The organism is Janthinobacterium sp. HH102, from assembly GCF_001758625.2.
GTDB lineage: Bacteria > Pseudomonadota > Gammaproteobacteria > Burkholderiales > Burkholderiaceae_D > Janthinobacterium.
Window position 1 is genome coordinate 1,088,416 of the sequence record NZ_CP062062.1, and the last position, 14,103, is coordinate 1,102,518.

Genomic DNA, 14,103 nt, shown 5'->3' on the forward strand with positions numbered 1-14,103 from the left:
CTCAATCCTCTTTCCAAAAACTCAGTTCTTCGTCGTAGGCAAGAGCTGCATCAGTAGCAATCTGGTCGAGTAAATGAAAATATTCCATTGTTGTGTTAAGTGACGAGTGGCCCAGTTGTCGTTGGAGGAAAACCAGTGGCTGAATGCCCTTTCCACTGGAGGATCGCAGTTGTAAAGCGTGGAGGGTATGAGTCGCGTAAGTATGGCGGAGGATGTGAGGGTAAGCAGAAATGCCAATGCTTTTACCCAGATTGCGGACGATGGCCTCAATACCTTTCCCGCAGTCCGTGAAAGGTTGGCCATCCTTATTCAGAAATAAATTGGAGTGCTGGTCGGATGTCAATGATGAGCGTTCGCCACGATAAAGGGACTTGTACCGATAGAGTCCACGCATCACCTCGCGGTCAATATAGATTACTCGTGGTTTAGATCCTTTTGTTCGCATGCCACTGCCATCGGTCGGATCAAGAGTCACGCTGACATTGTTTCCGACGGCCTTGGACTTCCTAGGGTCGAAGACATACGCAGCGGGGAAGGTCGCAAGCTCTGCTCGGCGCATACCTGTAAGCAGGCCGGTGCGAATGATTGCCGCATGATGGACGTTGGTCGCTGCCCTTAACAGCAGGCGCGCTTGTTCCAAGGACAAAAACTTGATCAAAGAACGATGTCGGCGTGGCACTGCGGAAATACCTAAAGCAGTATTGTTGCTGGATGCCAAATGTGCGAAGAAGCCAGGCGGTCGATTAACGTGATGACGCCGCTCATATTGATAGGGCAACGTGTCGAGCCAACCTTGTCGCAGTGCGTATTTGTAAAACTCACAGATGTACGTTATGCGCAGGATAACGGTGTTACGGGCTAGTGATGCTGTTCCAAAGCAATAATCTCTATAAGCAGCCAATAGGTTCTTGGTCTCGCCACGGTTTACATCCTTCCACGATAGTCCGTGGGCCTCGAGGAAACCAAAATAGTCGTAAAGCGACCTACTGATGGGCTCCCAGGAGCCCTTTGACTCTATCTGGGCACGAAGTAGATAAAAGCGCAGGAATTCGTTGACTTCCGAGCAACTACTCATGTCGCTGTTCAAAAGAATTGGGAAGCCCTTCCTCGACCGTCCGGCAATCACATACTCGCTAGTGGCGCTTAACAGAATCATGTCACAAACCTTCCTTTGGGCAAGCGTGCTGCTTGTTCACAAGGAGGTAGTAGCAATCCAGCCTCTGCCATCGTTTGACGAATTGAGGCTGTCCTCCCCCCTGACTCCAACTGACCGTATGCATCAATAAGCTATGAGGCTGATTCTGCTTATCTTAATACCTAACACTATATTAGCACCATAACGAAGCGCCCCGATTCCTTGGGCAAGTCCGCCGGCGCCAGGTTGGCCGTGATGCGCCGCGCCGGCATCTCAAAGCCGCAGTTTTGCAGCGCGGCACGGACGCGGTCGCGCGATTCCTTCACTTCCGTATCCGGCAGGCCGACTATCGTAAATGAAGGCAAACCGTTGGCAAGGTGGACTTCGACACTTACCTCGGGCGCTTCCATGCCGGCCAGGGCGCGGCTTTTCAGGACGGCCAGACTCATCAAACTCCCCTGTGGCGCGGGCGCGGGCAGTCTCAGTCTAGCGCGTGAAACGCCGTCAGGCTTGAGCTATGCCAGCAAGGCCGTCAATAACGTGGTCTGGCTGGCGTCACCTTACAACCTTACACCTTGGCCTTGGGCTCGTTCAGACGCGTTTCCAGTTCGATCAGGCGCAATTCCAGTGCGTCGAGCTTGGCGCGGGTCTTGGCCAGCACTTGCGCCTGAATATCTAATTCCTCGCGCGTGACGAGATCGAGGCGGGCGAAGCCCTGGGTCATCATCGATTTCACGTTTTTCTCGATATCCTTGGCCGGCGAGTTCTCGATGGCCTGGTGGATCTTGCCTTGCAAGTCGTTAAAGAAGGTATTCATGTCCATGTTCAGTCCTTTTATGGTGCGGCATGTGCATCGCACCATTGCGGTGCACAGCGGTGTTAATCTGGTGCGAAAATAGGCAAATCCACAACGCTTCAGCAGCGTATTTCCGCATGCCCAGCGGCTTGCAGGGTATGTATGGCCGGAAACGCACCTGTCAAGGTGGCAAGAGAGCTGGCACGTATTCTGCTAAAGAAGGTATGAACGCTTTGTGATCTCCAGCCAAGATTTTAAACCTCAACCGCTTTAAAAGTTCAATAAAAGGGAATCGCCATGAAGAATCTGTCCAAGAACATGACTTTAGCTGCAGCGTTGACGCTGGCCATGACCGCCTTGTGCGGCAACGCCATGGCCCAGGATGCAGTGGCGGCGCCTGCTGCGGCCGAAGCCGTACCTGATAACGTGGTGAGCTACAACGTGGCGCTGACCAGCGACTACCGCTACCGTGGCGTGTCGCAAAGCCGTCTCGACCCTGCCGTCAGCGGTGGCGCCGACTATACCCACAATCCGACGGGTTTGTACGTGGGGACCTGGCTGTCGAGCATCAAATGGATCAAGGACGGCGGCGGCGATACCAACCTGGAATGGGATATCTACGGCGGCAAACGTGGCGAGATCAGCAAGGATTTCACCTACGATGTGGGCGGCCTGTACTACTTCTATCCCTCGAATGGGCTGAGCACCAACGCGAACACCTTCGAACTGTACGGTCAGCTCGGCTATGGCCCGGCCTACATCAAGTACTCGCATTCGACCAGTAATCTGTTCGGCGTGCCTGACAGCAAGAACAGCGGCTACCTCGATGTGGGTGCCAACGTCGATGTGCACGATGGCTACATGCTGAACCTGCATGCCGGACGCCAGAAGGTCGCGCACAACGATTCCCTCAGCTATAACGATTACAAGATCGGCGTGACCAAGGATTTCGGCGTGGTAACCGTGGCTCTGGCCGCCGTCAAGGCCAACATCACGTCGCTGGCACCGAATGGCAAGAATCTGGCGAAATCCGGTCTCGTGCTGACCGTATCCAAAACCTTTTAAGCGAGACTGCCATGAAAATGATTACTGCAATCATTAAACCGTTCAAACTGGACGAAGTACGCGAAGCCTTGTCGGCTATCAATGTGCAAGGCATTACCGTCACCGAGGTCAAAGGTTTCGGCCGCCAGAAAGGCCATACGGAACTCTACCGTGGCGCCGAGTATGTCGTTGATTTTTTGCCAAAAACCAAGATTGAAGCAGCCGTCGATGACGCCATTGTCGACCAGGCCATCGAAGCGATCGAAGGCGCCGCGCGTACCGGTAAAATCGGCGACGGCAAGATTTTCGTCTACAACCTGGAACAAGTCATCCGCATCCGTACCGGTGAAACCGGCAACGAAGCGCTCTAAGGGGAATATTGATGCGTAAAAATATAACAAAATTGCTCGCTGGGATAGCCTGTCTGTGTGCGTTTGGCGTCGCCACGCCGAGCTTTGCCGATGCCCCTGCCAAGACGGAGGCGGCCACGACCACGGCCGTTGCCGCCCCCGCCGTCACGCCCGTGCCTGACGCCGCGCCCGCTGCCGCCGCCCCGGCCCCGGCCCCGGCCGCTGCCGCACCGGCTGCCGCCCCTGTCGCCAACAAGGGCGATACCAGTTTCATGATGATTTCCACCTTGCTGGTGATTTTGATGACCATCCCCGGCCTGGCCCTGTTCTACGGCGGCCTGGTGCGCTCGAAGAACATGCTGTCGGTGCTGATGCAAGTGTTCATGGTGTTCGCGCTGGTCATCGTGCTGTGGTGTATCTACGGCTACTCGATCGCCTTTACGGAAAAAACCGCCTTCTTCGGTGGCTTCGACCGCCTGTTCCTGAACGGTATCTGGGATCCGGCCAAGGGCACGTTTGCCGCCGCCGCCACCTTCAGCAAGGGCGTCGTCATTCCCGAGTTCGTCTTCGTCGCCTTCCAGGGCACGTTTGCCGCCATCACCTGCGCACTGATCGTCGGCGCCTTCGCCGAGCGCGCCAAGTTTGCCGCCGTGCTGGCCTTTGTCGTGCTGTGGTTCACGTTCGCCTACCTGCCGGCCGCCCACATGGTGTGGTTCTGGACCGGTCCTGACCTGATCACCAATGCCGCCACCTCGGCCAGCGAAGCCCTGAAAGCGGGCTGGATCTGGCAAAAAGGCGCGCTGGACTTCGCCGGCGGCACCGTGGTGCACATCAATGCCGCCGTCGCCGGCCTGGTGGGTGCGATCATGATCGGCAAGCGCGTCGGCTACGGCCGCGAATCGATGGCGCCGCACTCGCTGACGATGACCATGATCGGCGCTTCGCTGCTGTGGGTGGGCTGGTTCGGTTTCAATGCCGGTTCCTCGCTGGAAGCGGGCGACGTAGCGGCCCTGGCCTTCGTCAACACCTTGCTGGCCACGGCCGCCGCCACCCTGTCGTGGGTATTTGGCGAGTGGATCAGCAAAGGCAAGCCATCCATGCTCGGTGGCGCGTCCGGCGCCGTGGCCGGTCTGGTGGCGATCACCCCGGCGGCCGGCTTTGTCGGCCCGATGGGCGGCCTGGTCATCGGCCTGCTGGCCGGTATCGTCTGCCTGTGGGGCGTGAATGGCCTGAAACGCCTGATCGGCGCCGACGATTCGCTCGACGTGTTCGGCGTGCATGGCGTGGGCGGTATCCTCGGTGCCTTGCTGACGGGCGTGTTTGCTGCACCACAATTGGGCGGCCAGGGCATCTTCGACTATGTCACCAACAAGATGTCGGCCGATCCGTATTCGATCGGTCATCAGGTGTGGGTGCAGGCGCAAGCGGTCGGCACCACCATCCTGTGGTCGGCCGTCGTCTCCGTCGTCGCCTATAAACTGGTCGACATCGTCATCGGCTTGCGCGTACCGGAAGAAGAAGAGCGCGAAGGCCTCGACATCACCAGCCATGGCGAGCAAGCGTATCATGGTTAAATAACAAGGATCTGACATGCCAGCGCCCCGGCGCGGCATGTCCGGCCAGAAAGGCGCCTCATTGAGGTGCCTTTTTTTCGTTGTGGGAATGGAAAAGGTCTTTAAAACAAGGGTTTTGCCCCGATTTGGGGTACTTACACGGTAATATAGTCGGCAGTTCTGTGTGCTTTTTTGAATACTGCACATAATTTAAGGATGTAACTATGGTTCCCCATCTCGTCACGGCCCTGACCGGACCGCTGCTCGACCTCGAAAAAAAGATTCTGGCCGCGACGCCGGCCATTGAGCGCTGGTTTCGCATGGAGTGGCAAGAACACACGCCGCCCTTCTATTGCTCGGTAGACTTGCGTAACGCCGGCTACAAACTGGCGCCCGTCGATACCAATCTGTTCCCTGGTGGTTTCCATAACCTGGCCACGGAAATGCTGCCCCTGTCCGTGCAGGCCGCCATGGCTGCCATCGACAAGTATTGCCCGGACGCCCGCAACCTGCTGATCGTGCCGGAATTGCACAACACCACGCCGCAATACCTGCAGAACGTGGCGCGCCTGATGCAGATCTTCCGCCAGACGGGACTGCACGTGCGCTTCGGTTCGTGGTCGCCCGAGATCACCCAGCCGACACCCTTGGCGTTGCCGGATGGCAACATGCTCGTCATCGAGCCCCTCGTGCGCCTGAACAACGGCCGCCGCCTGGGCTTGAAGGATTTCGACCCGTGCACGATTCTGCTGAATAACGACTTGTCGGACGGCATCCCTGATATCTTGCAAAATATTCATGAACAAAGCTTGCTGCCGCCCTTGCACGCGGGCTGGGCTTTGCGCCGCAAGAGCAACCACTACACGGCCTACGATGAAGTGGTGAAAAAATTCGGCAAGATGATCGATGTCGACCCGTGGATGCTCAATCCCTTCCACGCCAAGTGCAGCGACGTCAATTTCCAGGAAGGCGAGGGCGAAGATGCGCTGGCCGCCAGCGTCGACGTGCTGCTGGCCAAGATCCGCAAGAAATACAAGGAATACGGCATCAAGGAAAAGCCCTTCGTCATCGTCAAGCCCGATGCGGGCACGTATGGCACGGGCATCATGACGGTGCGCGACGCCAGCGAAGTGCGCGACCTGTCGCGCAAGCAGCGCGACAAGATGTCCATCGTCAAGGATGGCAAGGTCGTCACCGACGTCATCATCCAGGAAGGCGTGCCCACGTTTGAAAGCATCAAGGATGCCGTGGCCGAACCCGTCGTCTACATGATCGACCGCTATGTGGTGGGCGGCTTCTACCGCGTGCACGCGGAAAAGGGTGTCGACCAGAACCTGAACGCCCCAGGCTCGCAGTACGTGCCGCTGGCGTTTGCCCAGCAGCATGCCGTGCCGGACTTGAAGGCCAAGCCGGGCACGGCCGCGCCGAACCGCTTCTATGTGTATGGCGTGGTGGCGCGCCTGGCCTTGCTGGCGGCGTCGCTGGAAATGGAGCGCACGGACCCGAATCCCGAGGTGTATTGATCGCTCCCCGCAGCTTGCCGGGCGCGGTGACTACCGCACCTGGCGATCTCGGCTAGAATCAAGCATTCCTTATCAGGCTCCCCGATTGGACGCACCATGAAAATTGCATTCCTTGCCGACCCGCTGGCAGGCTTCAAGACTTACAAAGATTCCACCTTCGCCATGATGCGCGAGGCGGCCAAACGCGGTCATGCCGTGTACGCGTTCGAACAGAAGGACATGGCGCTGGAAGAGGGCATCGTCACGGCACGGGTAAACCACATCGCGCTGACGGGCGACGAACACGATTGGTACAAGGTCGTCTCGACCGAGGAAGTGCGCCTGTCGGCCCTGGACGCCATCATCGAGCGCAAGGACCCGCCGTTCGACATGGAATACGTGTACGGCACGTATTTGCTGGAACTGGCGGAAAAGCAGGGCGCGCACGTCTTCAACAAGCCGTCCGCCATCCGCGACAACAATGAAAAGCTGGCGATTGCCCAGTTTTCCGAATTCACGTCGCCGACCCTGGTGACGTCGGATGAAGCGCGCCTGCGCGCCTTCCACGCCAAACACCAGGACGTCATCTTCAAGCCGCTCGACGGCATGGGCGGCACGGGCATCTTCCGCGTCAAGGCCGATGGCCTGAACCTGGGCGCCATCATCGAGACCTTGAGCGAGAACGGCGCGCAGACCATCATGGCGCAGCGTTTCATCGCCGACATTGTCAAGGGCGACAAGCGCATCCTCGTCATCGGCGGCAAGCCGGTGCCGTTTTCGCTGGCGCGCATCCCGCAGGCGGGCGAAGTGCGGGGCAACCTGGCGGCCGGCGGCACGGGCGTGGCGCAGCCATTGACGGCGCGCGACCTGGAAATCGCAGAAAAGCTGGGCCCGATCCTGGCCGCGCGTGGCCTGATGCTGGTAGGATTGGACGTGATCGGCGACTATCTGACGGAAGTCAATGTCACCAGCCCGACCTGCTTCCAGGAAATCATGCAGCAGACGGGCTTTGACGTGGCGGCCATGTTTGTCGACGCCGTCGAGCATGGCGTTGCGCAAGCGCAGCAGCGCTAGAGGGTATTGACTATGGTAGGGATTTTGCTCATGACACATGCACCGCTGGGACAGGCTTTCATCGCTGCCTGCGCGCATGTGTTTCGCGGTCCAACGGAGCGGTTTGAAGCCATCGACGTCGTCGCCGACCAGGACCTGGCGGAAGTGCAAAAGCTGGCGTCGGACGCCATCTGCCGCCTCGACGACGGTTCCGGCGTGCTGGTGATTACCGACGTGAAGGGCGGCACGCCGTCGAACTGCTGCAACAAGCTGGCCGATGCGGGCAGGGTGGAAGTCATCGCCGGCATCAGCCTGCCGATGCTGCTGCGCGCCATCACGTATCGCCGCGACACGCTCGACGTGGTGGTGGAGATGGCGCTGGCCGGCGCGCAAAGCGGCGCCGTGCGCGTCGATAACCGCATTCGCGTGGGCGAGTAAGGAAGTACATGGCCGCCGCCCTGAAGGCGGCGGGTTTTATAGGCCAAGATTGTCATCAGCGTAGTGCATTCAGGGATAGAGACCATACAAAAATGATTCAAAAAGAACTCGAAATCATCAACAAGCTGGGACTGCACGCACGCGCCTCCGCCAAATTTACCCAGCTCGCCGCCAAGTTCAAGAGCGACGTCTGGCTGACCCGCAACGCGCGCCGCATCAACGCCAAGTCCATCATGGGCGTGATGATGCTGGCCGCCGGCAAGGGCGCGAAAGTGACCCTGGAAGCCGAGGGCGATGATGAGCAGGCATGTGTCGATGCGCTCACCGCCCTGATTAATGACAGGTTTGGCGAAGGCGAGTAATGCCCGCCGAACGCAGCCGCAGCCGCATTCCGACAGGTCAACCCATGGCATCTTTCACGCTCCACGGCATCCCGGTTTCCCGCGGCATCGCCATCGGCCGCGCACATCTGCTGGCGCCGGCCGCCCTTGACGTCAAACATTACCTGGTCGCCCAGGAACAGATCGAAGCCGAAGTCCAGCGCCTGCAAAGCGCCATCGCCACCGTCCACAAGGAACTGCAGACCCTGTGGAACGAGCTGCCCAAGGATGCGCCCACGGAGCTGGGCGCGTTCATCGACGTGCATGCGCTGATCCTCTCCGACCCGATGATTTCCGAAGCGCCGCTCGACATCATCCGCAAGCGCCATTACAACGCCGAATGGGCGCTGTTGACGCAGATCGATGAGTTGTCGGCGCAGTTCGATGAAATCGAAGACCCGTACCTGCGCGAACGCAAGGCCGACATCCAGCAGGTGGCCGAGCGCGTATTGAAAGTCTTGCTGGGCACGGAGCAGCTGCTGCCCAAGGCCGCGGCCGAAGACGAATTGATGGCGCAGATGATCGTCGTCGCGCACGACATTTCTCCGGCCGACATGCTGCAGTTCCGCGACCGCTCCTTCATCGGTTTCATCACCGACGTGGGCGGGCAGAACTCGCACACGGCCATCGTCGCGCGCAGCCTCGATATCCCGGCCGCCGTCGGGATGTCGCAGGCGTCGATGCTGATCGACCAGGATGACTGGCTGATCATCGACGGCGACGCCGGCGTCGTCATCGCCAACCCCAGCGCGCTGGTGCTGGAACAGTACCGCGAGCGCCAGGTGGCCATGCAGCGCGCGCGCAAGAAGCTGGGCAAGCTGAAAAAGACGCCGGCCGTCACCAAATGCGGCACGCCCGTCACCCTGCTGGCGAATATCGAGTTGCCCGAGGATTGCGCGTTTGCGCTGGAGTCGGGGGCCAGCGGCGTGGGTCTGTTCCGCTCCGAATTCCTGTTCATGGGCCGCGCCCACAAGATTCCCACCGAGGACGAGCAGTTCGAGGCTTACCGCAACACGGTGCAGTCGATGAAGGGAAAAGTCGTCACCATCCGCACGCTCGACATCGGCGCCGACAAGCCGCTCGACCAGTCCGACCATACGGCCTTGAATCCCGCCCTGGGCCTGCGCGCCATCCGCTACTGCCTGGCCGAGCCGCAATTGTTCCTGACGCAGCTGCGCGCCATCCTGCGCGCCTCCGCCTTCGGCAAGGTGCGCATCCTGATCCCCATGCTCGCGCATGCGTTCGAGATCGACCAGTCGCTGGCCATGATCGCGCAGGCGAAGGCCAGCCTGCGCGAGGAGGGCGTCAAGTTCGACGACGAGGTCGAAGTGGGCGCCATGATCGAGATTCCGGCCGCCGCGCTGGCCCTGCCCATGTTCGTCAAGCGCATGGATTTCCTGTCGATCGGCACGAACGATCTGATCCAGTACACCCTGGCCATCGACCGGGTCGATTACGAAGTGGCGCATTTGTACAATCCGCTGCACCCGGCCGTGCTGCAGCTGATCTCGATGACGATCGCGGCCGGCCACAAGGCGGGCATCGACGTGGCCGTGTGCGGCGAGATGGCGGGCGACGTGAAGCTCACGCGCTTGCTGCTGGGCATGGGCTTGCGCGAGTTTTCCATGCATCCGGCGCAGCTGTTGGCGGTCAAGCAAGAGATCCTCAACAGCGACCTGGGCCTGATTGCGCCACAAATGCGCAAAATTATGCGTTCGATGGAACCAAATGTGATCGCGGAAGCCGTCCAGCAACTGCAGCTCATGTAAACTGTCACCTTAAGCATCAGGACACATCGCGCGCGGCAAGAGGTGTCTTGATGTTAAAGTTGCAGCACCTATCATCGCGGTGCTGCATCGACCATGGCCCGTGGGGCCGCCCCCCTTTTATAAACCGACACACATGTCATCCATTGGAATCGTTTCGCCGCAAACCATGTATTTTGCGCAACCCCTGCAGCTGCAAAGCGGCGCATCGCTGCGGGACTATATGTTGATGTATGAAACCTACGGCACCCTGAACGCCGACAAATCGAACGCGGTGCTGGTCTGCCACGCCCTGAACGCCTCGCACCACGTGGCCGGCGTCTATGCGGACGAGCCGAAAAGCACGGGCTGGTGGGACAATATGGTCGGCCCCGGCAAGCCGCTCGACACGGACAAGTTCTTCGTCATCGGCGTCAACAACCTCGGCTCCTGCTTCGGCTCGACGGGCCCCATGCACACCAATCCCGCCACCGGCAAGCCGTATGGCGCCAGCTTCCCCGTCGTGACGGTGGAAGACTGGGTCAGCGCGCAGGCGCGCCTGGCCGATGAACTGGGCATCACCCAGTTCGCCGCCGTGATGGGCGGATCGCTGGGCGGCATGCAGGCGCTGGCGTGGAGCATCATGTTCCCCGAGCGGCTGCGCCACTGCGTGGTGATCGCCTCGACGGCCAAGCTGTCGGCGCAAAACATCGCCTTCAATGACGTGGCGCGCCAGGCCATCCTGTCCGACCCCGATTACCATGGCGGCGACTTCTATGCGCACGGCGTGGTGCCGAAGAACGGCTTGCGCGTGGCGCGCATGGTGGGCCACATCACGTATCTGTCGAATGACGACATGGCCGAGAAATTCGGCCGCAAGCTGCGCGACGCGGCGCAGACGGGCGACTACAAATTCGGCTTCGGCATCGACTTCGAGATCGAATCGTATCTGCGCTACCAGGGAGACAAGTTCTCCGAGTACTTCGACGCGAACACGTATTTATTGATCACCAAGGCGCTCGACTATTTCGATCCGGCGCGCGCGCATGGCGGCGACCTGGCCAAAGCCCTGTCGGGTACCAAGGCCAGGTTCTTCCTCGCCTCGTTTTCCACCGACTGGCGCTTCTCGCCAGAACGCAGCCGCGAGATCGTCGAAGCGCTGGTGTGCAACCGCCGCCAGGTCACGTATGCCGAAATCGACGCGCCGCACGGCCACGACGCCTTCCTGCTGGAAGATGCGCGCTACATGAACATGGTGCGCGCCTATTATGGCCAGGTTTGGAACGACATCGGGGCGGGCTTGCCCGCTCCTGCACCGCACACCGCCGTCCGCCAGGGCGCCAAGGAGACCGCATGACTTTTGACGAATTGAGCGCGCTGCGCCCCGACCTGGCCTTCATCGCCCATTGGGTGCCGAACAACGCGCATGTGCTGGACGTGGGCTGCGGCGAAGGCGTGATGCTGCAGTATCTGCAAAGCGACAAGGAGTGCAGCGGCTATGGCATCGAGATCGCCGACGACAAGGTGCTGGCCAGCACCCTGCGCGGCGTGAACGTGATCCAGCAGGACATGGAAAAGGGCCTGGCCATCTTTGGCGACAACAGTTTCGATACGGTGCTGTGCCTGTCGTCCTTGCAGATGATGAAGCAGGTCGAGCCGCTGCTGCGCGACATCGTGCGCGTGGGCGCCGAGGCTATCGTCTCGTTCCCCAACTTCGCCTACTGGCCGCACCGCGTGGCCTTGCTGAAAGGCCGCATGCCCGTGTCGAAGTCGCTGCCCTACCAGTGGTACGACACGCCCAACGTGCGCTGCGCCACCATCAACGACTTCCGCGAGCTGGCCGAGGAATGCGGCCTGGAAGTGATCGAATGCGTGGCCCTGGCCGAAGGCAAGATGGTTTCCGTGCTGCCGAACCTGCGTGGCGACCTGGCCGTCTTCCGCCTGCGTAAAAAAGCGGTGCATTGATGAGCACAAGCCCGGCGCCCGGCTGGCGTTCCTATGCCAATGGCCGCATGCTGGCCGTGCTGGTGCTGGGCTTCAGTTCCGGCCTGCCCCTGTTCATCCTGCTGTACCTGCTGCAGGCATGGCTGGCCAAGTCGGGCTTGAACGTCAAGGCGCTGGGGCTGTTCGCCCTGGTGCAGTTCCCGTACATCTGGAAATTCCTGTGGGCGCCCCTGATGGACCGCTACCGCATCCTGGGACTGGGACGCCGGCGCGGCTGGATGGCGCTCACGCAAGTGGCGCTGTTCTTTTCCATCGGCGCCATGGGCATGCTCGATCCGCTCACGCAGATCGGCCTGATCGCGGCCGCCGCCGGCGGCGTGGCCTTTCTGTCGGCCAGCCAGGACATCGTCATCGACGCCTACCGGCGTGAAATCCTTGCCGACAACGAGCAGGGCCTGGGCGCGGCCGTCATCGTCAACGCGTATAAAGTGGCGGGCATGGTGCCGGGCGCGCTGTCGCTGATCCTGGCCGACCGCATGCCATGGCAGCCCGTGTTCTGGATCACGGCCGCCTTCATGCTGCCGGGCCTCGTGTGCACCCTGCTGATCAGGGAGCCGACCGTGTACGGCTCGCCGCCAAAGACCATGCGCGAAGCGATCATCCTGCCGTTCCAGGAATTCATCGCGCGCGATGGTTGGCGTAACGCAATGTGGATACTCGCCTTCGTATTACTCTACAAAATCGGCGACAGCATGGCCACGGCGCTGGCGACGAAGTTCTATCTGGATCTGGGTTTTTCCATGACGCAGATCGGCCTGGCCGCCAACACCACGGGTTTCTGGGCCAGCCTGGCCGGTGGCGTGGTGGGCGGCGTGTGGATGCTCAAGCTGGGCATCAACCGGGGCCTGTGGGTGTTTGGCGCGCTGCAGGCGATCGCGATTCTGGGTTTCGCCTGGCTGGCGCAGGTGGGACCGAATACCATGCTGCTCAGCGCCGTGATCGGTTTTGAAGCTTTCGCCAGCCTGGGCCTGGGCGCGGCTGCCTTTGTCGCATTCCTGTCGCGCACCACGGACCCGCGCTATACGGCCACGCAATATGCCTTGTTTTCCAGCCTGAGCGCCGTGCCGCGCACCCTGATCAATGCCTCGGTGGGCTTTCTGGTCGCCGAGCTGGGCTGGTTCTCGTTTTTCATCGTGTGCTTCTTCCTGGCCTTTCCGGCCATGATGATGCTGCCTAAAATTGCTCCATGGAGGTCTGCCAATGGCACCAATATCCCTTAAACGTTACGCTATCCTGGCCAGCCTGTGCGCGGCCACCGCGCTGGCGCCCCTGTCCGCCCACGCCCAGCAGGCGACGGTCCAGGACGGCATCAAGGTGCGTCCCCTGTCGACGTCGCGCATCTTTGCCGGCGGTGCCGATTTCAATGCACAGTCGAAGCAGCAATATGCGCAGCTGGTCAACGAGGCGAAGGAAAAAAATGCGCTGGTGCCCGACAGCGACCCGCAAGTGAAACGCCTGCGCGCCATCGCCCAGCGCATCATCCCGTTCGCCACGCGCTGGAACGAGGCGGCGGCCGACTGGAACTGGCAGGTCAACCTGCTCAATTCCGACCAGGTCAATGCGTTTTGCATGCCGGGCGGGCAGATTGCTTTTTACAGTGGCATCATCACCAAGCTCAATCTGACCGACGACGAAGTGGCCATCGTCATGGGCCATGAAATCTCGCACGCCTTGCGCGAACACTCGCAGGCGCAGGCAGGCAAGGGCAACCTGGCCGCCGTCGGCGCCAAGCTGGCCGGCGCCGGACTGTCGGCCTGGCTCGGCGTCGATCCGAGCATCACCAGCACCGCCACGAATATGGCGGCGCAGGGCGTGATGCTGAAGTTTTCGCGCGACGATGAACGCGAAGCGGACCTGATCGGCATGGACCTGGCCGCGCGCGCCGGTTTCGACCCGCGCGCCGGTGTCATCCTGTGGCAGAAAATGGCGGCAGTGAGCAAGGGCGCGCCGCCGGAATTCCTCTCGACGCACCCGTCGGGCAAGGACCGTATCTCGCAGATGAACAGCCACATGGCGCAAGTGCTGCCCCTGTACGCGCGCAGCAAGGGCGTCAGCGTGGACGCCTTGCCGACATACCGCAGCAACGCCATCGCGCAGCGCTAG

General features: G+C 60.6%; 14 protein-coding genes and 1 pseudogene. 12 read left to right on the plus strand and 3 right to left on the minus strand.

Annotated elements, in window-relative coordinates:
* Nucleotide 1 precedes the first annotated feature (1 nt).
* The 3 genes and pseudogenes from JAB4_RS04915 to JAB4_RS04925 all read right to left on the minus strand — a co-directional run bounded on the left by JAB4_RS04915 (nucleotide 2) and on the right by JAB4_RS04925 (nucleotide 1,958).
* Nucleotides 2-1,156, minus strand: coding sequence for a tyrosine-type recombinase/integrase (locus JAB4_RS04915; protein ID WP_070300391.1), 1,155 nt, complete (start codon nucleotides 1,154-1,156; stop codon nucleotides 2-4).
* A gap of 185 nt (nucleotides 1,157-1,341) precedes the next feature.
* Nucleotides 1,342-1,584, minus strand: a pseudogene (locus tag JAB4_RS04920) (magnesium chelatase domain-containing protein); the annotation flags it as partial.
* Between the two features lie 119 nt (nucleotides 1,585-1,703).
* Nucleotides 1,704-1,958, minus strand: coding sequence for an accessory factor UbiK family protein (locus JAB4_RS04925; RefSeq protein ID WP_070218129.1), 255 nt, complete (start codon nucleotides 1,956-1,958; stop codon nucleotides 1,704-1,706).
* Between the two features lie 270 nt (nucleotides 1,959-2,228).
* Between JAB4_RS04925 and JAB4_RS04930 the strand changes: the two genes are divergently transcribed.
* From JAB4_RS04930 to JAB4_RS04985, 12 genes are all read left to right on the plus strand, one after another.
* Nucleotides 2,229-2,996, plus strand: coding sequence for a TorF family putative porin (locus JAB4_RS04930; protein ID WP_070218127.1), 768 nt, complete (start codon nucleotides 2,229-2,231; stop codon nucleotides 2,994-2,996).
* Between the two features lie 11 nt (nucleotides 2,997-3,007).
* Nucleotides 3,008-3,346: a P-II family nitrogen regulator gene (locus tag JAB4_RS04935; protein WP_010393464.1), complete on the plus strand. Its 339-nt coding sequence runs from the start codon at nucleotides 3,008-3,010 to the stop codon at nucleotides 3,344-3,346.
* A gap of 11 nt (nucleotides 3,347-3,357) precedes the next feature.
* Nucleotides 3,358-4,899 (plus strand): ammonium transporter, encoded by a 1,542-nt coding sequence (gene amt, locus JAB4_RS04940; protein ID WP_193725209.1) that lies wholly within the window; start codon nucleotides 3,358-3,360, stop codon nucleotides 4,897-4,899.
* Between the two features lie 203 nt (nucleotides 4,900-5,102).
* Nucleotides 5,103-6,401 carry a glutamate--cysteine ligase gene (gene gshA / locus JAB4_RS04945; RefSeq protein ID WP_070222828.1) on the plus strand — a complete coding sequence of 433 codons (1,299 nt, stop codon included), beginning with the start codon at nucleotides 5,103-5,105 and terminating at the stop codon, nucleotides 6,399-6,401.
* 96 nt (nucleotides 6,402-6,497) lie between these two features.
* Nucleotides 6,498-7,454, plus strand: a complete 957-nt coding sequence (gene gshB, locus JAB4_RS04950) for a glutathione synthase (protein WP_070222826.1) — start codon at nucleotides 6,498-6,500, stop codon at nucleotides 7,452-7,454.
* Nucleotides 7,455-7,466: 12 nt separating this feature from the next.
* Nucleotides 7,467-7,871 carry a PTS fructose transporter subunit IIA gene (locus JAB4_RS04955; protein WP_035824452.1) on the plus strand — a complete coding sequence of 135 codons (405 nt, stop codon included), beginning with the start codon at nucleotides 7,467-7,469 and terminating at the stop codon, nucleotides 7,869-7,871.
* 92 nt (nucleotides 7,872-7,963) lie between these two features.
* Nucleotides 7,964-8,233: an HPr family phosphocarrier protein gene (locus JAB4_RS04960; protein ID WP_010393142.1), complete on the plus strand. Its 270-nt coding sequence runs from the start codon at nucleotides 7,964-7,966 to the stop codon at nucleotides 8,231-8,233.
* A gap of 44 nt (nucleotides 8,234-8,277) precedes the next feature.
* Nucleotides 8,278-10,020 carry a phosphoenolpyruvate--protein phosphotransferase gene (ptsP, locus tag JAB4_RS04965; RefSeq protein WP_070222880.1) on the plus strand — a complete coding sequence of 581 codons (1,743 nt, stop codon included), beginning with the start codon at nucleotides 8,278-8,280 and terminating at the stop codon, nucleotides 10,018-10,020.
* Nucleotides 10,021-10,153: 133 nt separating this feature from the next.
* Entirely contained in the window at nucleotides 10,154-11,353 is a 1,200-nt protein-coding gene (locus JAB4_RS04970; RefSeq protein WP_071650235.1) for a homoserine O-acetyltransferase, read from the plus strand.
* The gene (metW, locus tag JAB4_RS04975; protein ID WP_070222822.1) at nucleotides 11,350-11,961 is read left to right on the plus strand and encodes a methionine biosynthesis protein MetW; all 612 of its coding nucleotides are present in this window, start codon (nucleotides 11,350-11,352) and stop codon (nucleotides 11,959-11,961) included. Before JAB4_RS04970 ends, metW begins: the two co-directional genes overlap by 4 nt.
* Nucleotides 11,961-13,220, plus strand: a complete 1,260-nt coding sequence (locus JAB4_RS04980; RefSeq protein ID WP_070222820.1) for an AmpG family muropeptide MFS transporter — start codon at nucleotides 11,961-11,963, stop codon at nucleotides 13,218-13,220. Before metW ends, JAB4_RS04980 begins: the two co-directional genes overlap by 1 nt.
* Nucleotides 13,201-14,103 carry a M48 family metallopeptidase gene (locus JAB4_RS04985; RefSeq protein ID WP_070222818.1) on the plus strand — a complete coding sequence of 301 codons (903 nt, stop codon included), beginning with the start codon at nucleotides 13,201-13,203 and terminating at the stop codon, nucleotides 14,101-14,103. The genes JAB4_RS04980 and JAB4_RS04985 overlap by 20 nt, the downstream gene beginning before the upstream one ends.